Source organism: Chryseobacterium sp. Marseille-Q8038, assembly GCF_965111995.1.
In genome coordinates, this window is the sequence record NZ_CBCOPN010000002.1 from 1,919,990 (window position 1) to 1,942,518 (window position 22,529).

General features: G+C 36.4%; 24 protein-coding genes. 11 read left to right on the plus strand and 13 right to left on the minus strand.

Annotation, left to right across the window (positions count from 1 at the left end):
- Positions 1–14 precede the first annotated feature (14 nt).
- The 4 genes from ACWPWS_RS22680 to ACWPWS_RS22695 all read left to right on the plus strand — a co-directional run bounded on the left by ACWPWS_RS22680 (position 15) and on the right by ACWPWS_RS22695 (position 3,124).
- Entirely contained in the window at positions 15–290 is a 276-nt protein-coding gene (locus ACWPWS_RS22680; RefSeq protein WP_454048004.1) for a hypothetical protein, read from the plus strand.
- A gap of 226 nt (positions 291–516) precedes the next feature.
- Complete coding sequence (locus ACWPWS_RS22685) at positions 517–1,377, plus strand: hypothetical protein (protein ID WP_454048005.1); 861 nt, start codon at positions 517–519, stop codon at positions 1,375–1,377.
- A gap of 11 nt (positions 1,378–1,388) precedes the next feature.
- A complete protein-coding gene (locus ACWPWS_RS22690) occupies positions 1,389–2,201 on the plus strand; it encodes a hypothetical protein (RefSeq protein WP_454048006.1) in 813 nt (270 codons plus the stop codon).
- 8 nt (positions 2,202–2,209) lie between these two features.
- Entirely contained in the window at positions 2,210–3,124 is a 915-nt protein-coding gene (locus ACWPWS_RS22695; protein ID WP_454048007.1) for a hypothetical protein, read from the plus strand.
- On the opposite strand, the gene ACWPWS_RS22700 is transcribed toward ACWPWS_RS22695, so the two are convergent.
- From ACWPWS_RS22700 to ACWPWS_RS22710, 3 genes are read right to left on the minus strand one after another with little or no spacing between them, the layout of a single operon-like run.
- Positions 3,125–4,684: a helix-turn-helix domain-containing protein gene (locus tag ACWPWS_RS22700; protein WP_454048008.1), complete on the minus strand. Its 1,560-nt coding sequence runs from the start codon at positions 4,682–4,684 to the stop codon at positions 3,125–3,127.
- An 11-nt stretch (positions 4,685–4,695) separates the two neighbouring features.
- On the minus strand, positions 4,696–5,307 hold the full coding sequence (locus ACWPWS_RS22705) for a YdeI/OmpD-associated family protein (RefSeq protein ID WP_454048009.1): 612 nt from the start codon (positions 5,305–5,307) through the stop codon (positions 4,696–4,698).
- Positions 5,308–5,312: 5 nt separating this feature from the next.
- Entirely contained in the window at positions 5,313–6,446 is a 1,134-nt protein-coding gene (locus ACWPWS_RS22710; protein WP_454048010.1) for a serine hydrolase domain-containing protein, read from the minus strand.
- Positions 6,447–6,545: 99 nt separating this feature from the next.
- Here ACWPWS_RS22710 and ACWPWS_RS22715 point away from each other — a divergent pair, with 99 nt between their 5' ends.
- Positions 6,546–7,874: a M48 family metalloprotease gene (locus ACWPWS_RS22715; protein WP_454048011.1), complete on the plus strand. Its 1,329-nt coding sequence runs from the start codon at positions 6,546–6,548 to the stop codon at positions 7,872–7,874.
- 120 nt (positions 7,875–7,994) lie between these two features.
- Here ACWPWS_RS22715 and ACWPWS_RS22720 read toward each other — a convergent pair whose 3' ends face one another.
- From ACWPWS_RS22720 to ACWPWS_RS22745, 6 genes are all read right to left on the minus strand, one after another.
- Entirely contained in the window at positions 7,995–9,524 is a 1,530-nt protein-coding gene (locus tag ACWPWS_RS22720; protein ID WP_454048012.1) for a hypothetical protein, read from the minus strand.
- Positions 9,525–9,631: 107 nt separating this feature from the next.
- A complete protein-coding gene (locus ACWPWS_RS22725; RefSeq protein ID WP_209786333.1) occupies positions 9,632–10,474 on the minus strand; it encodes a hypothetical protein in 843 nt (280 codons plus the stop codon).
- Between the two features lie 119 nt (positions 10,475–10,593).
- Positions 10,594–11,436 (minus strand): IS3 family transposase, encoded by an 843-nt coding sequence (locus ACWPWS_RS22730; protein WP_454048207.1) that lies wholly within the window; start codon positions 11,434–11,436, stop codon positions 10,594–10,596.
- On the minus strand, positions 11,424–12,008 hold the full coding sequence (locus ACWPWS_RS22735) for a transposase (RefSeq protein WP_454048013.1): 585 nt from the start codon (positions 12,006–12,008) through the stop codon (positions 11,424–11,426). Before ACWPWS_RS22735 ends, ACWPWS_RS22730 begins: the two co-directional genes overlap by 13 nt.
- On the minus strand, positions 12,009–13,550 hold the full coding sequence (locus ACWPWS_RS22740) for a glycine--tRNA ligase (RefSeq protein WP_105683146.1): 1,542 nt from the start codon (positions 13,548–13,550) through the stop codon (positions 12,009–12,011).
- A 51-nt stretch (positions 13,551–13,601) separates the two neighbouring features.
- The gene (locus ACWPWS_RS22745) at positions 13,602–13,802 is read right to left on the minus strand and encodes a hypothetical protein (protein WP_103231134.1); all 201 of its coding nucleotides are present in this window, start codon (positions 13,800–13,802) and stop codon (positions 13,602–13,604) included.
- Between the two features lie 195 nt (positions 13,803–13,997).
- On the opposite strand from ACWPWS_RS22745, the gene ACWPWS_RS22750 reads away from it, so the two are divergent.
- Both ACWPWS_RS22750 and ACWPWS_RS22755 read left to right on the plus strand, forming a co-directional pair.
- Complete coding sequence (locus ACWPWS_RS22750) at positions 13,998–14,693, plus strand: pseudouridine synthase (protein ID WP_454048014.1); 696 nt, start codon at positions 13,998–14,000, stop codon at positions 14,691–14,693.
- A 315-nt stretch (positions 14,694–15,008) separates the two neighbouring features.
- Entirely contained in the window at positions 15,009–16,046 is a 1,038-nt protein-coding gene (locus ACWPWS_RS22755) for a quinone-dependent dihydroorotate dehydrogenase (protein WP_454048015.1), read from the plus strand.
- A gap of 33 nt (positions 16,047–16,079) precedes the next feature.
- Here ACWPWS_RS22755 and ACWPWS_RS22760 read toward each other — a convergent pair whose 3' ends face one another.
- Positions 16,080–16,970, minus strand: coding sequence for a hypothetical protein (locus ACWPWS_RS22760; protein WP_454048016.1), 891 nt, complete (start codon positions 16,968–16,970; stop codon positions 16,080–16,082).
- Between the two features lie 26 nt (positions 16,971–16,996).
- Positions 16,997–18,241 carry a DUF445 domain-containing protein gene (locus ACWPWS_RS22765; RefSeq protein WP_454048017.1) on the minus strand — a complete coding sequence of 415 codons (1,245 nt, stop codon included), beginning with the start codon at positions 18,239–18,241 and terminating at the stop codon, positions 16,997–16,999.
- 213 nt (positions 18,242–18,454) lie between these two features.
- Here ACWPWS_RS22765 and msrB point away from each other — a divergent pair, with 213 nt between their 5' ends.
- The 4 genes from msrB to ACWPWS_RS22785 all read left to right on the plus strand — a co-directional run bounded on the left by msrB (position 18,455) and on the right by ACWPWS_RS22785 (position 20,777).
- Positions 18,455–18,901 (plus strand): peptide-methionine (R)-S-oxide reductase MsrB, encoded by a 447-nt coding sequence (msrB, locus tag ACWPWS_RS22770; protein WP_228421731.1) that lies wholly within the window; start codon positions 18,455–18,457, stop codon positions 18,899–18,901.
- 6 nt (positions 18,902–18,907) lie between these two features.
- Positions 18,908–19,285: a DUF7079 family protein gene (locus tag ACWPWS_RS22775; RefSeq protein WP_454048018.1), complete on the plus strand. Its 378-nt coding sequence runs from the start codon at positions 18,908–18,910 to the stop codon at positions 19,283–19,285.
- 193 nt (positions 19,286–19,478) lie between these two features.
- A complete protein-coding gene (locus ACWPWS_RS22780) occupies positions 19,479–20,234 on the plus strand; it encodes a murein L,D-transpeptidase catalytic domain family protein (protein ID WP_105683153.1) in 756 nt (251 codons plus the stop codon).
- A 111-nt stretch (positions 20,235–20,345) separates the two neighbouring features.
- Complete coding sequence (locus ACWPWS_RS22785; protein WP_454048019.1) at positions 20,346–20,777, plus strand: hypothetical protein; 432 nt, start codon at positions 20,346–20,348, stop codon at positions 20,775–20,777.
- Between the two features lie 74 nt (positions 20,778–20,851).
- Here ACWPWS_RS22785 and fabF read toward each other — a convergent pair whose 3' ends face one another.
- Together fabF and ACWPWS_RS22795 are read right to left on the minus strand one after the other, a co-directional pair.
- Positions 20,852–22,093, minus strand: coding sequence for a beta-ketoacyl-ACP synthase II (gene fabF, locus ACWPWS_RS22790; RefSeq protein ID WP_454048020.1), 1,242 nt, complete (start codon positions 22,091–22,093; stop codon positions 20,852–20,854).
- A gap of 2 nt (positions 22,094–22,095) precedes the next feature.
- Entirely contained in the window at positions 22,096–22,521 is a 426-nt protein-coding gene (locus ACWPWS_RS22795; protein WP_105683156.1) for a PaaI family thioesterase, read from the minus strand.
- Positions 22,522–22,529 lie beyond the last annotated feature (8 nt).

Genomic DNA, 22,529 nt, shown 5'->3' on the forward strand with positions numbered 1-22,529 from the left:
TTATTTCTTATTGAATGGAAAATAAAATACCTGAGATCAATAATCTAATACACAAATTTGCACTGGAAGACTTTTCCGGATATGAATTTGTAGATTACTGGGATGCAGATACTACAGCTTTAGGACTGAAGAAGGGGAATATTCTCATTTATATTTCAGCATATGACTATTTTAAAACCAATGGCTATGATGTTATTATTGAGGAACTTGAGACAGGAGCAATATTGAGATCGGAAGATAATAGATCATATGATGAACTTATTAATGACATCCAATCTTTTTTGATATAATCTTTTTCTTCAAAAAATATAAATTCCTTAAAATTTTTCAACAAAATAACATGCCTGTTTTATTTTAAATAGTAAAATTCCGTATTTTGATACTGTGAAATAAAGTGTTATTTGGCTTGTTTTCAGTGGTTTGTGTGTTTTTGGTTTGAATGGTGCTATTGTGTGAAACGTGCTTTTACATTTATCTTTGGCCAAGAATTGTACACGTTTTAAAACCACAAATTAAATGAAAAATCCAAGTATTTTGATAAAGGGAATACTCATTTCCTTGTGCTTTACGATAAGCCAATCGAAAGCACAAGTAGGAATTAATACTTCAAGCCCTCAAACCATTTTCCATGTGGATGGGGCAAAAGATAATCCCTCATCCGGAGTTCCATCTTCTACTCAAATGGCCAATGATGTCACCATCACCTCTACCGGAGAAATAGGAATTGGAACCTTAACTCCTGCTACCAGAGTAGACACCCGATCCGCAACGAATTCAGACAACTCAATTGGAATAGGAGAAACCAGCCAGACCGCAGCCATTGCAGGCAGTGGCGCTGTAAGATATAACCCGCTGAATGGGGGAAAGATGCAGTATTCAGATGGTGTTGTATGGCAGGATCTTATTTCTTCCCCAACCAAAGCAGTAGTGGTAGCCAATCTTCAGGCAGGGAACTTTGCTGTGAAAATTCCCTATCAGGTTTCTACAGGGATTGCAGGATGGACGGAGGTTTCCGACCCAACAGGGAACTTTACTCCCGGAACAGGTGTTTTTACAGCGCCAAGAACCGGCGTATATCTTGTTTCTTTTACCTATGATTTTGTTAGAATTCCCATAGTTTCAGGGTATTTTTCAGAAGCAAGATATGTTGTGAATGGAAGCAGTACGGTGAGAAAATGCGTGAAATCTTACTCAAATATTTCAAAACAGGCACAGGTGGCAGGATCCTGTGTTGCCGGAGTTCAGTTGAATAAAGGTGATACTCTTCAGCCCTATATCTATCAGTCGGTTTATAATGGAAACCTGAGTCTGAGAACAGATACGTCTTCTGCAAGCAATGAATACGGCTTCGTAAATCTTTCTATTTTAGAACAATAACACACTTTGATATGAGAAAAAAATTAGGACTGGCTTTACTCATTTGCTGTGGCATAGGGATGAAAGCTCAGATAGGAATTAATATGTCTTCTCCGGAAGGAATACTACATATAGACGGACAGAAAAACACAAATGTTTCCATACCTTCCAGTTATTATGATGATGTGGTGATTACCTCTTCCGGAAATGTAGGAGCCGGAACAAAATCTCCGAAAGCAAGACTGGATATGAGATCAGGGGAGCGCTTAAATGCTATTGGGATTGGAGGAACTTCACAATCTGCTTCTGCAGCAAAAGCCGGAGCGATGAGGTATAACTCCGGAACTCAGGACCTAAGCTACTCTAACGGAACAGCCTGGGTAGCATTGGCTCATAAGGCTCCCAATGATTTTGTGGATGCCGAAAATGCTTCAGGACAAAGCTTCAGTGATGGAATACAGACAGCAGTTATCGGCTGGACTAAGAAAACAGATGTGAATGGCAGCTTTAATACTGGTACCGGAGCTTTTATAGCGTCCAAAACGGGTGTATACATTGTATCCTTTACCTTTTCACTGGCCTCAGGAAGCATTGCAAATGATTCAAGATATGAAACGCTGATTCAGACTAATTCAACGTCTTCCGCTACCGGTAAAGTGTTTAAATGTGTAGGAAGTTATCCGGGAAACAATACGATCGGAAATCGTGTTGCCGGAAACTGTTCCGGGATTTTTAACCTCAATCAGGGAGATAACATTACGGTAAGCCTGAATCAAAAACTGGGAAGTTCAAAAACACTGGATACTGATTCTACGCTTACTTCTTTAAGTATTTTCGGATTATAAAAAGATAAATGATGAAAAAGAATTGTTTACTGATTTTAATGACTTTAAGTTTCCAATATGCATTTTCACAGATTGGAATCAATAGCCCAAACCCGCAAGGTGTTTTACATATTGACGGGCAAAAAGATAACCCTGCTTCAGGATCCACATTCACTCCAGCTCAGCAGAGCAATGATGTTCTTGTTAACAGTGCCGGGAAAATAGGAGCAGGAACTCTCAGTCCCACGGTAAAAATAGATGCCAGAAATTCCGGCAACGGAGCTATTGGTTTTGGAACTTCCACACTGACCGCAGCTGCGGCAGATGAAGGAGCAATACGCTATAACAATGGAGTGGAATATTCCAATGGAAATGAGTGGCTTCCTTTGCTTACCGCACAGCCTGCCAGTAATAAAGTGATTGTTATTGCAGCCAAAACAACTAATAATGTAAAACTGGTAACTCCGGCTACCCCAACAATAACAGCTGGTTTACAAAACAGAGCCAGTAATTATCTTGTAGACTGGAGCAAAACTTTTGAAAGTAATTCCGGAACCAGTTTCAATGCTGCTACAGGCATCTTTACAGCGCCCAGAAACGGAATTTATGTAGCTACTTTCACAACAGATCTGGCTCCGTTAGCCATTAATTATACTACAGACCCTTTGAATCCTATTCAGATAGAAGCCATCTGGCAACTTTATGATAATACAGCAGGATTGGCCATCACCAATGTTGTAAATACTGTAAAATGTGCCAATACCATGTCCTCAAACAGCATCGTAAATATTGATGCAGGAAGCAATTGTACAGCCTCATTTTACATGACAGCAGGGCAGAGACTGATGCCTTATATCTGGTTTAATTTAAATAATTCAAACGTTGCGAATTTTTCGCTCAACAATACGGGAGGTTACAATAATCTCACTATAGCAGAACAGTAATCAGGAGATTTCATCAAGCGTTTTAATAAAAGCAGACGGATGCAGCCCGGTGATCTTTTTGAACTCAAGGGAAAAAGCACTGTGAGAGGAATATCCTGTGATTTCAGCAAGATGATTGATCTTATATTTTCTATATTGAGGTTCGTTTTTCAACTGGTTAACAATATAATTGATCCTCAGATGATTGATGTACTGATTGAAGTTGAATTTTTTATGTTTCTTGATTACCGTTGAAAGATATTTCGTATTGATATTCAATGTGTTTGCAAGATTATAACGTGAAATATTCTTACTGTTAAACTCAAGATTTTCTTCGAATATTTTTAGTCCGTGTAATATGTTTTCCTCTACTTCAGGCGAAATTTTTATTTCTGTGGGAGTAGAGGTATTTTTTGTTTGAATATCCTCAGATACTTCCTGTGGATCTTCTTCATAAATAACGGGTGAAATACCGTCTCTGTAAATTTTGGCAACAGCTTCTTTATGTTTTTTACGAAGACGGATGGTATTGAAAATAAAAGCTCCTAAGATAATCATCAACGCAAAACAGGCTATGATAAGTCCTTTTGAAGTAGAATGGCTTTCATTGAGCTGCTGATGAAAACTTTCTTCTTTTTTTGATAATGTTTTGTTGACAGCCATTGCTTTGTTGTAGGCGATGCTGTCTTTTAATTTAAGATTTTCAATTTTATATTTTTCCGTATTGGAATCATCGTGAAGCAAAGCATACGCTTCTTCAAGGTTTTTGGTAACCTCAATCTTTTTTTCATTGAAACCATACTGATCTACGATGGCCAGAGATTTCTTATAATAAAGCACCGCACTGTCCGGATTATTTTGTTTTGAAAACGAAAATCCTATATCATTAAGGATATTTGCCCGGAGATAATAATTGCTTTCTCCCACCAAAGAAAGGGCTTTTACAAAATAGGGTTTGGCTTCCTTAAATTTTTTCACCTCAGATAAATTGTATCCCATATTGGTATACGCTGAAATCAAAAGTTCATTCCGTCGGGTTACATTTTTAAGCTTTTGAAATTCCTGAATGGCACTTTTGGAATAGAATGCTTTTTCCTTGTACTGATTCTTATTGAGAAGGATCAAAAAAGAATTAAAGATCATTCCTTTCAGCTCATGTCCTTCCTCTGTATTATTATTTTTTACTTCAGCGATAGCATTTCGGAGGCTTGTGGAAGATTCCTTGAGCAGTCCAAGCTTTGCATATTGAGTTCCCTGCATTCTGTAGGCAAGAGCTTTCCCGATATTGTAGTTGCTCTCGATAGATATTTTAAGAGCTTTATCTGCAAAATCAAGACTTTTCTCAGCATCAGATTTTAAATAACTGTTGAACGATTTTAAATAATACGCCTTTGCCAGAAATTCCGGGAGATTTCTTCTCTGGGCAGAATCTATAATCTTATTCAGAACAATTTCCGAGCTGTCCGGATTTTTGGATGACAACATACGGGCATACTTGTACTGCCCCTCAAAATCAAATGTCTGAGCGAATGTAAAAAATGAAATAATAAGGAAGAAAAAGAGTATAATTTTTTTCTTCATTGTGTGTTTTTTTATTTTTTCTGGTATTTCCAGTTACGGGCTTTACCTTCCGCTATCCATTCCAAAGACTGTTCCAATCTTTTATTTCTGGTAGCTTCTGTTTTGGCTTCTGTAACCCATGCAATATACTCTTTTCTGAAAGATGGTGAAGCTTTTTCAAAAATTTCTTTTGTCTTTGGCCGGGCATCTAAAGCAGACTGAAAATAATCAGGGATTTCCATCTCTATTTTGGATGGAGGAGCTTTCTTCATGGTAACTCCCATATCTGTAAGCTCCATGGCTTCCTGAATTGCTCTTTTGAGCTGAGGTTTAGAAGGAAGGTCTTCAAGACGGGTTACCTTTCCTAAACTGAACATTGAACTTTTTTCAGCACTTGTTTCTATTTCCTGTAAAGTTTTCATTTCCTGATGAAGCCAGAATCCCAGACTGCAATAGTGTTTGAAAGCAGTAATTGAGCATAGGATCTTTCCTTTGTACATGAAAGTAGGGAATTGCCACTTGATGGCTTCTTCCGCATCAGGACAGGCTTCGTGAATGGTTTCACGGAGATATTGTAATATAGGTTTTGCAAAATCCGGAGACTTTTCAATGTATTCATCAACTTTTGCGCTGTGTTTTTCCATAGTGTTTATTGGAATAATTGTACCATTTCATTGACAAGGAATTTTACCTGATCAGGTCTTCCCCTGTCATTTTTAGGGTTGTTGGAATAGCTTCCGGTTTTTACAATAACCATATTGTGCTCCGGAATCATAATGATATATTGCCCCTGTAATCCAAGGAAATAATAATGTTTGATTGGATTGTCATGATTGATCCAAAGCCCCATTCCATAGATCTTTTCGGACTTTTCTGTAGGAGTTCTCATCTTTTCAACGAAGTCTGCGTTGAGGATTTGCTGATCTCCGACTTTTCCATGATCAAGAAATAGCTGCCCCAATTTGGCAAAATCTCTGGCATTGGAATGAATACAGCAATACGTTTTTTCCATACCATGATCGTCTGTACTCCATTTCGCATTCTGCTCCATTCCCAGAGGAATCCAGAATTTTTCTGATAAATAGCTTGCCAATGGCTGATTCAGAGCTTTTCGAAGGGCAAAACCAAGAAGCTGAGTGGAACCGCTTTGATATTCGAATCTTACGCCCGGCTCTTCTTTAAATTTTCTGAGGAATACAGCTTTTACCAGGCTTTTCCCATAATAGGCTTTGGCATTGGGAAGAAACGGGTTGTTGTAATTTTCATCCCAGTCTAGCCCGGCTTCCATTTGGGCTAAGTTTTTAAGGGTAACCTGATTTCCAAATGTTTTATTTTTAAATTCAGGGTAAAAGTCAGAAAGTTTTTCATCAATGGATGGGATAATCCCTTCTTCCAGTGCTTTCCCTAAAAGCATAACAGTCACTGCTTTTGCCATTGAAAAAGAATTGGTCTGTGAAAGCTGATTGTAACCATCCCAATATTGTTCGTGAAGAATTTTACCATGCCTTATCACAACAAAAGCGGCTGTTTTGGAAAGTTTTAAATTTTCGACTAAATTTTTAGGTAACTCCTTTTTGTTATAGTCAGAATCTTCTTCCCAAAGCCTGGGTTCTTCTGTGGCAATAAGATTGCTGGGGAAAAGATCTCCATCATCAATGTATGCACTTGACTTTCCTTTTAGATAGGTTTTGGAAATACCACTAAATAAATAATCGTATCCCAGGAAATAAGCTGCTGCAGCACCTGCTACAGCTCCGCCTATCATATACTTCAGTATTCTCATTGTTTCATGAATGGGTCTCTAACAAATTTAGAATAATTTGGTTATAAAATTTAAAATGAATCAGCAAATAAGTTATTTTTGTTCTTATTGATGAAAACTATGACCAGAAAACTAATTGTATTAGGCTGCTTCCTGCTTTCGATGATGGGGATAGCCCAGATGTATAAACCGATAGATACTGCAGATTATATACAGAGAAAAGCATTTTTAAAGAATTTTGAAGGCAATAATGAAGCAACTGTCAAGAGATTAAAATCCCAATATTCTGGGAAAACAGGCTCTGAACTATCTAAGATTTATAAAGAATTCGGAACTGATTTTGAAAAGCAGGTAAAGAATAAGGATTTTATCTTTAAATCCGAATTTGAGACCAGTATACAATCCATGATTTATCGTCTTAAAAAGAGTAATCCTGCAATTCCTGAGGATCTGAAAATTCTGATTGCAAAAGACAATACACCCAACGCTTATTGCCTTGCTGACGGAACTTTTGTAATCAATATGGGGCTTTACAGCTGGCTGAACAATGAGGAGCAGATTGCTGCGGTGATTTCTCATGAGTTGGGGCACAAAATAGAAGAACATTCTCTGAAAACTTTTTTAAAAATTATCGAACAGGATAAGCTGGATAAAGTGGTGGTGGAGAATATAAAATCAACAACAACACGCAGAAGCCAGAGCCAGAATCAGAAAGCTTTTGACATTTTTAAAAATACTGCGTACAAAAAAGGGGTGGAAAGAAGACAAAGTGAAATGCAGGCAGATTCTTTAGGATATATCATTTTTAAAAACAGTGATTTCAAGAAAGCTGAATTTGTAAATGCACTTCAAAGGCTTCAGGATTTTGATACCATTTCCCCAAGAGAATTGAAGGTGGATACCTATAAGAAACTTTTTAATCTTCCTAAACAGGTTTTCAATGACAAGTGGATGAAGAAGGAAGACTTTTCCCTGTACAATTATAATTTCTACAAAGAAAAGCTGAATAAAGATTCCCTGGCATCGCATCCTGAAGTATCCAGAAGGATTGAAATGCTTAAAAAGACTTTTACAGAACTCAAAACACCTTTTACTCCGGAAAAACCTTCGGATCTGTTTCTCACATTGAAAAAAACAGCCAGGATGGAAATTTTGCCCAATTATTTCCATTCGGAGGATTATGGGCTGGGCATTTACACTGCCATGCAGTTTTTACAGGATGATGAAGAGGAAAAGTATTATAAAAGCTGGCTGGGAAGATGTTTTTCCAAAATATATGAGGCAAGAAAAAATTATAACCTGAACCGGTATCTGGATCGGATAGAGCCTAAAAATCAAAGTGAAAGTTATCAGCAGTTTCTGAACTTTATGTGGAATTTAAGCCTGGATGAAATAAAGAATATTGCAGACTTTTATCAGACAAATGACACCATAGCGAAGGTAAACTGATCATCATTAAATGATCAATAGGAACGGGCTTTAGCCCGTTTAAAATAACAAAAAACTCCACTGGCTTAAGCCAAAACATAAAAGAAAGAACCCTGATGTTTTGTCAGGGTTCTTTTTATATTAGTAATTTAATTTCTCCAAACGGATTTTATTGAATTTTTCTTTTTCGTTATATTCACGAAGCAGGATATAGCCTTCTTTTCCAACGTACGGAGTTACGGCATAGTTGTCTTTTTCAGAAATGGGAATGATTTCCTGTTTGAACTTTCCATCAATAATGGTATTGATAAATAGATTCCATCTTTTCTGCCTGGTTACTTCGTCTTTTTGATAGTCGCGGTAGAAAAATACCACATCTTTTCCTCCGTTGAGGTACTGTGAGAACAGATAGTCACTGTTTACCCATTTTGATTTTTCCTTTTCAAAAACCTGAACATTTTTCACTTTGAAATCTTTATCGGTATAGATATACACAAGATCAGTGGTTTTCGGAGCATTATATTGACCTGCAGGTTTATATTTTTCGGATAAGATACCTACGCTTCCATCGTTCATAAAATACATGTCTTTGGTCTGAAGCATATAACCGCTTTCTACCATTCCATATTTATTGACTTTGGGAAGAAATGTAGAGATATTAGGCTCATAATTAATTGCTTTGGTGTCTACTGTGAAATCAGATTTGTTGAGAATCATTCTTGCAAATCCTACGGATTCTGAATCATCATAATTCCTTCCTAGCAGGACTACTTTATCATCAAAAGTTTTATCATTATCAAGCTTTCTGTAGTTGGAGTAGAAGGATTCAATATTGTCTATCGTATCATCAGATAATCCTGTAACCGGTTTATTGGACGTTTCTTTTCCTGTTTTCATATCAAGAACCATCACACTGAATGTTTTCTGCTTGTCATTAACCTTTTTCATGATGCAGTACATATAATTTTCATCTCTTTCCAGAACGGATAAGGTAGTGTACAGCTTTTTACTTCCGTCTGTGTTATACTTATATCTCCAGACTTCCTTTTTGTTAGCATCAAACTTAATAAGACTATTGCTGTTTTCGTATTTTCCGTAATCTTTATATTCCACAGCAAAGTAACCTCCTTCTTTCAGTTCTCCTACGGCAGAAATGTAGTTGTAGCCTTTATCTTTTTTCTCCTCACGGTTTTCCTTACGCTGTTCTTTCCAGCTTTTCGGTTCGTTGATTTCTTTGAAAGTACCATTTTCCAGATAATCGTAATATATTTTTCTGGTAATAGAGTTGGTTTTAGGATCTATCACCATAGAAACGGGAGTAAATACTTCTCTGGTTTTTACCATGGAATAGTCCATCATGGAAGGTTTTAAAATAATCTGTCCTTTAAAATCTACATATCCTAAATAAGAGGCAGCCGTGATATCTCCTTCAAATTCTTTGTTGGCAACAGGGTTGAGATTTTTATCTAATATAACATACTCAAACTTTTTGGTTTTATCACCGGATTTTCCGTAAGAATAGAGAGAAACGTAACCGTAAAGATTGTCTTTATCATCGAATAGAGCATTCATTCCTACATGATCACCCGCAGCGAGTGTTGTCAGATCCTGAGTTTGGGAAAATGCAAAGGTCTGGATCAGCCCAAACATTATCAGAGTTATTTTTTTCATGGTTAAAATTTGAGGGATAAAAGTAATAAATTAACCTATATGTTGTGAAAAATAAAAAAGCCCTGGAAATATTTCCAAAGCTTATAATCTAAAATGCAAAATGATTATTAATAATACTCGTAAAGCCAGTTATGAGTACTTGTTCCATTACCTGAGATATCATATGTAGTAACGGCTTTGGTAGGATAGTTGTCGCTGTTAAGTGTATACACAGCAGTAATTTTGTTGGTTCCATTGGATGAACCGGAATAGCTCTCTGTTTGATTCAATAGATTATTATACCCTATTTGTCCGTCACTCACATCAAATAAATTGATCTTCACAAAACCTCTTATATTTTTCATAGGATTATTGAAGGTATCATAAGTATTGGTAATAGTATAGGTAACTCCGTTATAGGTGTATTTGGCAGAAGCTACATTTCCGGCATTGGTTAAATTAACATCCACCTGTGCAAATACAAGATCTGAATACGTTCCCGTTGAAGGATTATAAGTTCCGCTTTTATACTCATTAAACTGGACATGGGTATCACTGATATACTGATAGATTTTGGTATAGATAAGCGTTCCTTGTTCCTGATCGGTTATCTTTTCTGTTGAAAGCCTTCCATTGGAATAGGTGAATTCTCTCCTGAGAACCAGGGCACCGCCAATAAATTCTTCAGTTTTAGCAATATAATCACTATTGTATCCGCTATAGGTATAAACCACTCTGTCATCATCTGAAGCATTGTAAGTTTCTATAATCTGATCTCCGTTATACTTAAACTCCACCATGTAGGGCTGACCGCCTGGATTTACGTCAGTTGCTTTTTTCAGGAGATGAAAAGGACCGTTATTATTGTTATGAGAATTATTGCTGTTGTCTCTGTGATCGGCCGGATTATCATTAGACACACAGCCTGAGAGCACTGCCAAAGCCAGTGATGAAAGCATCAGTTTTTTCATGGTTATTATTCGTTTAGTTTTTAGTCTGCTAAAAATAACAATTTTTGTGGCATGTTGATCCGGAATAGTTGAAAAATAAAAAAGCCCTAACTAGAGTGCACCCAAAAGTTTAGACAAAATTAAATAATCTTTTGATAATAAAGAGTTCGATATTCTATCGGGCTCTTTCCTTTTAAATTAAGTCTTATTCTTTCATTATTATAATAGTCAATATATTGATGAATTTCGTCTTTTAATTCTTGTATTGATTTAAACTTTTTCAGATAAAACATTTCGGATTTTAATGTTCCAAAGAAATTCTCTATTATAGCATTATCCAAACAATTCCCTTTTCTAGACATACTTTGGATAATTCCTTTTTGTTTCAAAATATTTTGATATAGCTTCATTTGATATTGCCAACCCTGATCTGAGTGAAGAATTAGGTTCTGTATATTCTTTGTTTTTCTAAAACTCTTTTTCAACATATTAATAATTTGTGCAAAAACAGGTTTTTCTGAAAGCTCATAGCTTATAATCTCTCCGTTAAATAAGTCGATGATAGGAGACAGATATAGCTTGTTTCCAGAAACATTGAACTCTGTAATATCGGTAGCCCATTTTTGGTTAGGATGATCAGTCTTGAAGTTTCTTTTCAGAATATTCGGGGCTATTTTTCCTTGTTCTCCACGGTAAGATCTGTATTTTTTCATCCGAATTAAGCTTTTCAAGCCCAAGTTTTTCATTAATCGCAAAACTGTTTTATGATTGATAATTACACCTTGATTTTTTAGTTCCAGAGTGATTCTTCTATATCCAAATCTTCCTTTATGCTTTTGATAAATTAATTGTATTAAGCCTTTAATATGGCCATATTTATCTCCTATATTAATCCGAGCCAGATGATAATAAAAACTGCTTCTTGCCATACCTGAACAATTCAGCAATATTGCTAAATTATACTTTGGCCTTAACTCTTCGATGGCTTTTGCTTTTTGCTGGCTAGAGCTAAGGCGTCTAACTTTTTTAGATAATCAATCTCTGCTCGAAGCCTTTCATTTTCAAGTAAAAGTTCTTCTTCTCGTGTCAAAACTTTATCAGATTTTCTTTTTTTATCTTTATTATTACTCATTATCTTAGGTCTTCCTCTGGGTTTATTTTCTAACCCTAAAATACCACTTTTCTCATAAGCATGCTGCCAATTTAAAATACTGGATTCTGCTCCTATATTAAACTGTAAGCATGCCTGTTTAATGGAAAGATGACTTTCTGATATGGATTGTAAAACTTTCAGCTTAAACTTGACATCATAAACTCTGTTATGGATGCGAAGAAGACCTCTAGATCCATGTTGATTATAGTATTTAACCCATTGTTTCAATAAAGATTTACTGATCCCTAATTCTTTAGCAACTACGGAAATCGAACGATGTCTTTGTAAAACCTTAACAACACAATCTGTTTTAAATTCTAAACTATACTTTGAATTTCCCATAAAAAATGCCCCTAAAAAGTGTCTAACTTTTTGGGGGCAGTCTAAACCAGGGCTTTTCAATTATATTTTAGAAAGTAAATTTCTGAAGTTTGTTTTCTCATCAATGATTCTTCTCAATTCTGAAACAGGAACTCTTTCCTGCTGCATCGTGTCTCTGTCTCTGATGGTTACGGTGTGATCAACTAAAGAGTCGTGATCTACAGTGATACAGTAAGGAGTACCAATGGCATCCTGTCTTCTGTAACGTTTTCCAATAGCATCTTTCTCTTCGTAGAATAAGTTGAAATCGTATTTCAGATCATTGAAGATATTTTCAGCATATTCTGCAAGACCATCTTTCTTCATTAATGGAAGAATAGCTGCTTTGATTGGTGCTAATGCCGGAGGTAAAGATAAAACTGTTCTTTCTGAACCGTCTTCCAATACTTCGTCTCTCAGGCAGTGTGAAAATATAGAAAGGAATAATCGGTCTAAACCTACGGATGTTTCCACTACATAAGGAACATAGTTTTCGTTTCTCTCAGGATCAAAGAACTGAAGCTTTCTTCCGGAGAATTCCTCGTGAGCTTTTAAGTCGAAATCTGTTCTTGAGTGAATTCCTTCCAGTTCTTTAAATCCGAATGGGAAGTTAAATTCAATATCAGCCGCAGCATTCGCATAGTGAGCAAGCTTTTCGTGATCGTGGAATCTGTAGTTCTCGTCTCCCAAACCTAAAGCTCTGTGCCAGTTCAGACGTTTTTGCTTCCATTGTTCGTAGAAATCAAGTTCTGTTCCCGGAGCAACAAAGAACTGCATTTCCATCTGTTCGAATTCACGCATTCTGAAAATAAACTGTCTTGCCACAATCTCGTTTCTGAATGCTTTACCAATCTGTGCAATACCGAAAGGAAGTTTATGACGTGAAGTCTTTTGTACATTCAGGAAGTTAACGAAGATCCCCTGAGCCGTTTCCGGTCTCAGATAAAGATCCATTGCACTGTCAGCAGAAGCTCCCAGCTTTGTTCCGAACATCAGGTTGAACTGTCTTACTTCTGTCCAGTTTTTAGAACCCGTATCAGGATCTGCAATTTCAAGCTCTTCAATCAACGCTTTTACATCAGCAAGGTCTTCATTTTCCAGAGATTTTGCCAGTCTTGAAAGAATTGCTTCTCTTTTTGCTCTGTATTCCAGAATTTTTGGATTCGTAGCAACAAACTGATCTTTATCGAAAGCCTCACCGAATCTTTTCGCTGCTTTTTCGATTTCTTTATTCTCTTTATCTTCAATTTTAGCACAATAATCTTCCACCAAAACGTCTGCTCTGAAACGTTTCTTAGAATCTTTATTATCAATCAATGGATCGTTGAAAGCGTCTACGTGGCCTGATGCTTTCCATGTTGTTGGATGCATAAGGATTGCTGAATCAATACCGACAATATTTTCGTTAAGCTGTACCATAGCTTTCCACCAATATTGTTTGATATTATTTTTAAGTTCGGCACCGTTCTGTCCATAATCATAAACAGCGGATAAACCATCATAGATCTCACTCGATGGGAAAATAAAACCATATTCTTTAGCGTGAGAAATCACTTTCTTGAAAACATCTTCTTGCTTTGCCATAATTTTTTTAACGTCTGATATGCAAAAATAATGTTTTTTATTGGGAAAATATTAATACCTGTAAGAACCTACATTAGAGATGGTCATCAAAAAGCATCCTCCCACACCAATGATAAATAAAATACCGGCAATAATAAACAGTAATATCTTTGCTATTCTGTATTTTTTTAACGGTACAAAAAGAATTGTAGCGATCGTTATAACAACAGCGATCACGATCAATTTTACGAAAAACCCAAAATAGTCTGTCATTTTTTTAAAATTAAGGGAAAACCTTTTACTAATATAAACCTTTTATTTGAAGTTTGATCAAGGAGCCGGGAACCTGCTTTCGCTACTCGCTTTTTCTGTTTTAGGCGGCGGCGAAGCCGCCGCCTAAAACAGAAAAGAGCTCAAACATACCGCTCAATCAGGGCTAAATCGGCCGGAAATTTCTACTTTTGCACCATGTTAGAAATTCTTTATCGTGACGAGCACATTATTGCCATCAACAAACCCAGCGGACTGTTGGTTCATAAATCTTTCTATGCAGGAGAAGCTGATACCTACGCTATTCAGGAGTTGAAGAAACAGATTGGACAAAAAGTGTATCCTGTACATCGGTTAGACCGAAAAACTTCGGGTGTTCTGCTGTTTACTTTAGATAAAGATACCCTCAGAATCATGAGTGAACAGTTTGCATCACGTGAAGTGGAGAAGAAATATCTGGCCATTCTTCGGGGTTGGGCAAAAGAAGAAGAAACAATTGATTATGATTTAATTAATGAAAATGAAGTCAAGCAAAATGCCGTTACCTACTACCGCCGTTTGCAGACTTCAGAAATAGATTTACCTTTTTTAAAACATCAGACTTCGAGATATTGTTTGGTAGAAGCAATTCCTGAGACGGGAAGATTTCATCAGTTGAGAAAACATTTTAAACATATTCTGCATCCTATTTTAGGTTGCCGAAAACATGGTTGCAATAAACAAAATAAGTTGTGGCTTCAAACATTTGAGATCAGCAAAATGACGCTTCACGCCCATCAATTGATTTTTAATCATCCTGTTTCTAATGAAAGAATTACAGTAAATGCTACTATAGATGATGAGTTCAAAAGAGTTGGAGATATTCTGAACTTTGATCTGAGTTCTTATTCTTAATGTTATTTGTAAATGTTTTTTAACGCAATGTTCACTAAGAATGTATTTAAATGTTTACTTTTCGAGCGCTAGGACACTTCGTTCAAGCAAAGAATGATAACGCGTACTTCGCTTAGTGAAACGCCCTTGCGAACCAAAATGTTTTCATGATGGTCATTTTTCTTTGCAGTCGTAGCGTTAAAAAATCCCACTGATTTGTTGCATATATCGTTGTTTTCCAGCTTATAGATACTATATATCAGCCATTTTGATAAAATATCATAGGTTAATCTAGCATTAATTTTAAAATGAGTATTTTTGTAAAACTTTTTTTCAATGTACAAATCGCTCATTCGTCCCATTCTTTTCAAATTTGATCCCGAGGAAGTTCATCATTTTACATTTTCAATGCTTAAAAATTTTGGATTTCTTACCAAACTATTTTTACCCAAACCTATTGAAGACAAACGTCTGGAAAGAGAAGTTTTCGGATTAAAATTTAAAAATCCTGTTGGATTAGCTGCCGGTTTCGATAAAAATGCAGTTTTGTTCAACGAATTAGGAGATCTTGGGTTCGGATTTGTAGAAATCGGTACGGTAACACCAAGAGCACAGGCCGGAAATCCTAAGAAAAGATTGTTCCGTCTTATTGAAGATGGTGGAATCATCAACAGAATGGGATTCAACAATGATGGTCTTGAAGCGGCTATTGAAAAACTGAAATCCAATAAAGGAAAAATAATCATCGGAGGTAACATCGGAAAAAATACCGATACAAGCCCGGAAAATTATACTCAGGATTATCTGGACTGTTTTGAAGGTCTTCATCCTCATGTGGACTATTTTGTACTGAATGTAAGCTGTCCGAATGTAGGAAGCCACGCCAAACTGGAAGATGTAGAATATCTGAGAGAGCTGATTACAGAAGTAAAGAAAATAAACCAGTCAAAATCTGTACAGAAACCTATCTTACTGAAAATTGCTCCGGATCTTAATAACAATCAATTAGACGAAATCATTGATCTGATTGCAGAAACGAAGATTGATGGTATCGTAGTTTCCAATACCTCTGTCAACAGAGAAGGTCTGAAGACATCATCAGAAGTTTTAGAACAAATAGGAAATGGAGGACTAAGCGGAAAACCTATCCGTGAAAGAAGTACAAAAATGATTAAGTACCTTTCTGATAAAAGCAACAGAGCATTTCCAATCATTGGGGTAGGAGGAATTCATTCTGCAAAAGATGCGATGGAAAAACTAGATGCAGGAGCAAGCTTGATTCAGTTGTACACCGGATTTATTTATGAAGGTCCGGAACTGATTAACGAAATCAATCAGGAACTTTTGAAAAGAGCCAGCAGATTACCAAGATAAAAAATAAAAAGAGAGTTCACAGGACTCTCTTTTTTATTTTGATTTGATGACAGATGCATTTTTTAAATCCACAGAAAGTGTATGAGCCGGCGTTGTCTCGGATTTACCTATCTTATATTGTATAATTTGTTTGTCTTTGGATTTTGTTTTGGTTACATCATAAATATTTTCCCAGCAGCTTCCAATCAGGAATTCTTCATAGTTTTTATAATTCCAGTCTTTCGTAAAATAAAGAACCCGATATCCTTTTTCTCCATCACTTGCCCCACACTGCCCGCAGGCATTAAAGTTTGAAGGCTGCTCAAAATACAGCAGAACCCTGTTTCCATTTTCTCCCGAAGAGTAGGATAGCAGTTCATTTCCTCCAGCTTTATTGATGAAATCATAAGTATTGATCTTTTTATTATTTGGTAAGTACAGATAATTATTGAGGCGGTAGATCATAGCATTTCCTGTAAATAATGTTGCAGGCTGAACCTTTTTGTCAAGATAAAAATGGCCGGGAATTGGATTGTTTTTAAGAGTGGATTGATCAAATATGATAGATTCCTTTGGGAGTAATTTCTGAGCTATTTCATCCGTCTTTTCTACTTTCTGAAGGGAAGTAATCTGCTCTTTCAAAAGCTTAGAATTCTGTTTTTGTTTTGTTCCAAAATTATACAGCGACAGATTTCCATAATAGTCATATATTCCGGTAAGCGGGATTTTCTTTTTGTATTTATCATAATAGTACCATCCATCAACGTAGTGCTGGTACTGATCACAATCTACTACTCCTGTGTAGCTGAGCTGTAGGGTAATAGGAGCTCCTCCAATCTGTCCGGTAAAAGTTTGTGAAGAATCTGTTACCTTTTTTAATTCAATTTTTTGGCTGAGAAAAAACGTGAGGGATAAGAAAAAGAATAATGTAAAATTTTTTTTCATGGTTGAGTGATCGTGGATGTTAGTTTTTAAATGAAGAAGTGAGCAATAGTGTAGATAATCAGGCCGACCAGACCTCCCACCAGTGTTCCGTTGACCCGGATAAACTGTAGATCTTTTCCTACCTCCAGCTCCAGCTTTTCACTGAGCTCTTTTCCCTGCCAGTTACCGACAGTTGTACTGATGAGGTTTCCGAATTGGTGAGTGTTTTTCAGAATGTATTTATAAGCCGTTACCCGAACCCAATGGTCAATTTTGTTCTGAAGATTTTCATCTGTCTTTAAATTTTGTGCGAACTCATTCAGGTTTTTAGTAAGATAATTTTTCAATGAGGAGTTTTCTTCCTGAAGCTCTTTCATCAGCGTTTTTTTGATGGAAACCCAAATGTCATTGGAGTATTCATCCAGTTTATCATTTTTCAGAAGCCCGTTTTTGATGGTTTTAAACTCTTCATCCCATTTCGGATCTTCTTTCAGATCAATAGAAAATTCATGAATTTTCTGGGTAATTAATCCTCTTACTTCGTGTTGAGGATCTTCTTCTATTTCTTTGAAAAAATCAGAAAGCCCGTCAGCAATTTTATCTGCAATTTTAGTATCTACAAAAGAAGGAATGAATGAATAGCTGCCTTTCTTTACCCGTTCCTGAATCATTTCATCGTTTTCAATGATGTATTCCTTGATTTGTTTTGAAAGATTGGTGATGATTCTCTGGTGGTCATTCTTTTCCAGAATATAGCCGATTCCGTTTCCTACTACCTTATTAAGCTTAATATCATCTGTCATTTCCGATACTTTTTTGCTAATAAATTGACTTACCGTAGAGTCATCAAGTTTATTAAGAATATCAAGAACAATATCAGAAAGATTTTTAATCAAAATATCCTGACTCTTTTCTTTACCCAGCCATTCCCCAACAAAGTTGGAAACCTTAAGCTTTTGAATATAAGGACGTATATTCTGAGGAGAAAGGAAATTACCTACTACAAAGCTCCCCAGGTTGTCTCCCAATCTCTGTTTGCTGTTTTCAATAAGATTGGTATGAGGAATAGGAAGACCGAGAGGATGGCGGAATAATGCAGTAACTGCAAACCAATCTGCCAATGCACCTACCATAGCGGCCTCAGCAAAAGCCCGTACATAGCCGATCCAATGAGAGTTATTAGACTTCTGTACAATAGTGGTAACAATGAAAATAATAGCCATCAGAACAAATAATCCTGTGGCAAATGCTTTATATTTTCTGAGTTGTTTTCTTTTTGCTTCGTCATTCATATTCTCAAATTTACTAAATTTGGTTATGAAACCGTTTAATCTTAATAAAAGCTTTTAAACCATAAAGATTGATGTTATTTAAGTCAAAATAATGCCAACCCCATCTTTTGCCGTTAAAGAATGAAATTTACGATGAAATTTTTAGTTTCACTCACCTTATTATTTTTTCTGCAGGCATGTAAGCAGAAATACGAACCTATTAAAAAAACTTCTATGGAAAATACAGAAGCAAAAAACAATCCATATTACTCCAGAACAGATACTACAAAACTTAACGTTTCCAATGATGAATGGAAAAAACTCCTTGCTCCGGATTTGTATGCCATCGCCCGAGAAGCAGCAACAGAAAGAGCTTTTACAGGAAAGTATAACGAATTTGATGAGTTAGGAGAGTATTACTGTGCCGTGTGTGGAAACCACCTGTTCCGTTCTACCTCAAAATTTTCCAGCAGTTGCGGATGGCCGAGTTTTTTTGAAGCTGATAAAGAAGGTGTTTATTATGTAAGAGATCAGTCTTATGGGATGGACAGGGTAGAAGTGCTCTGCAAAAGATGCGATTCCCATTTGGGACACGTTTTTGATGATGGTCCGAAACCTACGGGATTGAGATACTGTATGAATTCTGTGAGCCTTGAATTTGTAGCGGATTCTAAGAATTAAACATCCATGAATGAACCTGAGCTCTTTGAAGAACGGAAGCTTGTATGGCTGGCGCTTGCCGATTTGTATCTCGATACAGAACTTCAGGAGTGGCAATTTCAGTATATAACCGGTATTTTCCTTAAAAGCCCTTTTAACCTTGAAAAGATTAAAAAGATAGATCAGTATGAAGTTTTTCCTGTTCTTTTTTCCAATCTTCTGAATCCGGCGGGTGAATGGGCTGGTTTTGAAGAAAAAAGATTAGTTAAAAATATTATGACCTGGATGGAATTTCGAAGTAAGCTGGATATTCTGGCTATCAAATGTATTTATCCAATATATGAACCCGTAAATGGAGATTATTGGAAAAGACTTGAAGAAATCTATAATCAAACGAGGTTCTGACTTCTTCAATGGAAGAAAATATTGAGTAGTATCAGCCTTTATTTACTTGAATTTTTTTCAAAATAAGTGCTTTAATTCACAAAATCAGGACGTTAAAGTTTCTTAAATAGCGTTAAACTTTTTAGAGTTATAACCCCTTGGTAATTATGTTTTTATACTTTTGCCTCACTAATTTGGATTTATATAGTATTGAATGAAAGGATTTTATAGCGTATTAGGCCTTGTTTACATGGTGACGACTTCATTCTACATTTCCCCAAGAGTGGTGGCGAAAAGTGAGAATGTAAAAACAACGAAAACTGAAAAAGTAGCTGAAACGAAATCTGAGAAGAGCACTACAGCAGTGTCTTCATCAGAAGCATTGTACCAATCTATTGCATTTGACCCTGAACATGAATTGAATTATGAAGTGTTCTCAAAAGCATTAACTGGTTATGAAAATTTAAAAAAAGCAGGATTGCTAACCCAGGACTCGCATTTATTAACAATCTGCGATTTTTCTATGTCTTCTAACACAAAAAGACTTTGGATCATTGACCTGGAAGACAAAAAAGTTCTGTTCAACTCATTGGTAGCACACGGAAAAAATACCGGCGAAGAATTTGCGACGAATTTTTCTAACAAGGAAAGTTCGTTACAGAGCAGCTTAGGATTTTATATCACAGATGCAACCTATCAGGGCGACAACGGATATTCTTTGAAACTATTGGGAATGGATAAAGGCTTTAATGATGCAGCCTACAGAAGAGCAATTGTTTTGCATGGTGCTGATTATGTAAGTGATGCATTCGCGTCTATGCACAAAAGAATCGGAAGAAGCTGGGGATGCCCCGCTGTTCCAAGAGAGCTGACACAATCTATAATCAATACGATTAAAGGGAAAAACTGTCTGTTCATCTATTACCCGGATCAGAACTATCTTTCTTCCTCAGAATGGTTGAAAGCGTAAAGATAAAAAGAGCAGTCAGATTTGACTGCTCTTTTTCTTTTAAAATAAGTTCTGCAATTCGAAAATAACAATTAAATTTATATCAACTTTTTAGCCTTAAAGTATCATAGCATGATAAAAGGACAACATGACCATCATAAGAGTATAAGTGTAGATCCGGAAATTTCTGTCGGATTTATTCCCGCTATAAGACTGATTAATAATCCTGATGGATCATGCACTTTTGAGAAAGGTAAAATGCCCACGCTTAAACCTATCAATGCAAAAGTTTTCTGGATCAGTAATGAAACGGAAGAATGGGAAAAAAGTGAGCATCCAGCGCCCAGAAGGCAATATGTTATTACGATCAGAGGGAATATAAGATTTAAAGTAACAGACGGCACTACATTTATTATTGAACCAGGAATCATTCTTTTGGCTGAAGATCTTAAAGGTTCCGGACACAGCTGGGATATGGTAAAAGGTGAAGAATGGGAGAGACTTTATATCCCGATGTCAGAGAATGAGAGTGATTTTTTCATTCCTGATGCTGATTTTATGTAACAGCTAAAGACAAGATAGAATAAAAAAATCCCTGTATGTTTTCATACAGGGATCCTCAATTATCTTAATTCAAATTAGCTGAATTTCTTGAACACTAAAGTTGCGTTATGCCCTCCGAATCCAAAAGCATTGCTTAAAGCATAGGTAATATCTTTTTCCTTCGCCTCTCCAAATACAATATTGATATCCTGCGGAATGTTCTCATCAATAGAATGAAGATTAATCGTTGGCGGAATAATTCCATTTTGAATCGCTTTAATAGAAATAATTGCTTCAACGGCTCCTGCAGCACCCAATAAGTGGCCTGTCATAGATTTTGTAGCACTGATGTCAAGATTTTTACTTCCTTTAAATAACTTATTAATCCCGTTCAACTCAACCAAATCTCCAAGCGGAGTAGAGGTTGCATGCGGATTAAGATAATCAATATCATCCACGTTGATTCCTGCTTCATTGAGGGCTAGTTGCATTGCTTTGATAGCTCCAACACCATCAGGATGAGGTGCTGTCATGTGATAAGCATCAGCTGTCATTGCAGCCCCTACTAATTCTGCGTAAATTTTTGCCCCTCTTGCTTTGGCGTGCTCATATTCTTCCAGAATCAATGTTCCGGAACCTTCACCCATTACAAAACCATCTCTGTCTGCATCATAAGGACGGCTGGCTGTTGCAAAATCATCATTTCTTGTAGACATGGCTTTCATAATGGAAAATCCACCGATAGAAGCAGGAGAAATTGCTGCCTCAGAACCACCGCTGACGATTACTTTAGCTTTTCCCAGACGAATATAGTTGAAAGCATCCATTAATGCCGTATTTCCGGTTGCACACGCAGAAACAGTTGTATAATTGATTCCCTGCAGACCATATTTCATAGAGATCATTCCCGATGCCATGTTCGCAATGAATTTCGGTACAAAGAAAGGATTGAATCTTGGCGTTCCGTCTCCGGCTGCAAAATTCATGACTTCACTTTCGAAAGTCCACATTCCGCCTTGTCCGGTTCCCCAGATTACTCCAATATCGAAAGGATCCATATTTTCCAGTTCAAGACCAGAATCTTTTAGAGCTTCCGCAGTGGAATACATGGCATATTGTGAAAATAAATCACTTCTTTTGATTTCGTTGTGTGTTAAATGAAGTTTTGGATCAAAGTTCTTAACCTCACATGCGAAATGTACTTTAAATTTTTCTGTATCAAAAAGGGTGATTTTATTAGCTCCACTCACTCCGTTGATACTATTTTGCCAAAATTCTTCGACATTATTTCCCAAAGGCGTCACTGCGCCCAGACCTGTAATGACAACTCTTTTCATAATTAGCTATTGATTTTGAATAAATTAGAGGTTCCTCTTGCGATTAAGCGTGTTTTGTCTGCATTCCATATTTCGCATTGTGCATTGACAAATTGCTTACCTCTTTTAATGATTTTAGTTTCAGCTACAATATTATCATTTTCTTTTGCAGTTGAAAAATAATCAATGACATTATTTATGGTGGTAATGAAAGAATTTTCATTTAAAGAAAACATGGTGGCACCAATGATATCGTCTACTATTGCTGCTGTAACTCCACCATGAAGGTTTCCTATGGGATTCAGCCATTCCGCTCTTACCGTATACTGAAATGCCAGTTGTCCCTCATCTGCAGAAAGAACGATGGGATTAAGCCATTTCATAAAAGGGGATGGTGACTGATCGAATTCTTTTCCAATGAATTGCTGTAATTGTGCTAATCTATCCATACTTTCAA

What these genes read in the sequence shown, in the direction of transcription:
- ACWPWS_RS22765 (WP_454048017.1), bottom strand. Translation starts at nt 18,241, where the DNA reads ATGAATGACGAAGCAAAAAGAAAACAACTCAGAAAATATAAAGCATTT.
- ACWPWS_RS22785 (WP_454048019.1), top strand. Translation starts at nt 20,346, where the DNA reads ATGATAAAAGGACAACATGACCATCATAAGAGTATAAGTGTAGATCCG.
- ACWPWS_RS22685 (WP_454048005.1), top strand. Translation starts at nt 517, where the DNA reads ATGAAAAATCCAAGTATTTTGATAAAGGGAATACTCATTTCCTTGTGC.
- ACWPWS_RS22690 (WP_454048006.1), top strand. Translation starts at nt 1,389, where the DNA reads ATGAGAAAAAAATTAGGACTGGCTTTACTCATTTGCTGTGGCATAGGG.
- ACWPWS_RS22710 (WP_454048010.1), bottom strand. Translation starts at nt 6,446, where the DNA reads ATGAGAATACTGAAGTATATGATAGGCGGAGCTGTAGCAGGTGCTGCA.
- ACWPWS_RS22775 (WP_454048018.1), top strand. Translation starts at nt 18,908, where the DNA reads ATGAATGAACCTGAGCTCTTTGAAGAACGGAAGCTTGTATGGCTGGCG.
- ACWPWS_RS22795 (WP_105683156.1), bottom strand. Translation starts at nt 22,521, where the DNA reads ATGGATAGATTAGCACAATTACAGCAATTCATTGGAAAAGAATTCGAT.
- ACWPWS_RS22715 (WP_454048011.1), top strand. Translation starts at nt 6,546, where the DNA reads ATGACCAGAAAACTAATTGTATTAGGCTGCTTCCTGCTTTCGATGATG.
- fabF (WP_454048020.1), bottom strand. Translation starts at nt 22,093, where the DNA reads ATGAAAAGAGTTGTCATTACAGGTCTGGGCGCAGTGACGCCTTTGGGA.
- ACWPWS_RS22760 (WP_454048016.1), bottom strand. Translation starts at nt 16,970, where the DNA reads ATGAAAAAAAATTTTACATTATTCTTTTTCTTATCCCTCACGTTTTTT.
- ACWPWS_RS22680 (WP_454048004.1), top strand. Translation starts at nt 15, where the DNA reads ATGGAAAATAAAATACCTGAGATCAATAATCTAATACACAAATTTGCA.
- ACWPWS_RS22705 (WP_454048009.1), bottom strand. Translation starts at nt 5,307, where the DNA reads ATGGAAAAACACAGCGCAAAAGTTGATGAATACATTGAAAAGTCTCCG.
- ACWPWS_RS22745 (WP_103231134.1), bottom strand. Translation starts at nt 13,802, where the DNA reads ATGACAGACTATTTTGGGTTTTTCGTAAAATTGATCGTGATCGCTGTT.
- ACWPWS_RS22720 (WP_454048012.1), bottom strand. Translation starts at nt 9,524, where the DNA reads ATGAAAAAAATAACTCTGATAATGTTTGGGCTGATCCAGACCTTTGCA.
- ACWPWS_RS22695 (WP_454048007.1), top strand. Translation starts at nt 2,210, where the DNA reads ATGATGAAAAAGAATTGTTTACTGATTTTAATGACTTTAAGTTTCCAA.
- ACWPWS_RS22780 (WP_105683153.1), top strand. Translation starts at nt 19,479, where the DNA reads ATGAAAGGATTTTATAGCGTATTAGGCCTTGTTTACATGGTGACGACT.
- msrB (WP_228421731.1), top strand. Translation starts at nt 18,455, where the DNA reads ATGGAAAATACAGAAGCAAAAAACAATCCATATTACTCCAGAACAGAT.
- ACWPWS_RS22740 (WP_105683146.1), bottom strand. Translation starts at nt 13,550, where the DNA reads ATGGCAAAGCAAGAAGATGTTTTCAAGAAAGTGATTTCTCACGCTAAA.
- ACWPWS_RS22755 (WP_454048015.1), top strand. Translation starts at nt 15,009, where the DNA reads ATGTACAAATCGCTCATTCGTCCCATTCTTTTCAAATTTGATCCCGAG.
- ACWPWS_RS22700 (WP_454048008.1), bottom strand. Translation starts at nt 4,684, where the DNA reads ATGAAGAAAAAAATTATACTCTTTTTCTTCCTTATTATTTCATTTTTT.
- ACWPWS_RS22750 (WP_454048014.1), top strand. Translation starts at nt 13,998, where the DNA reads ATGTTAGAAATTCTTTATCGTGACGAGCACATTATTGCCATCAACAAA.
- ACWPWS_RS22725 (WP_209786333.1), bottom strand. Translation starts at nt 10,474, where the DNA reads ATGAAAAAACTGATGCTTTCATCACTGGCTTTGGCAGTGCTCTCAGGC.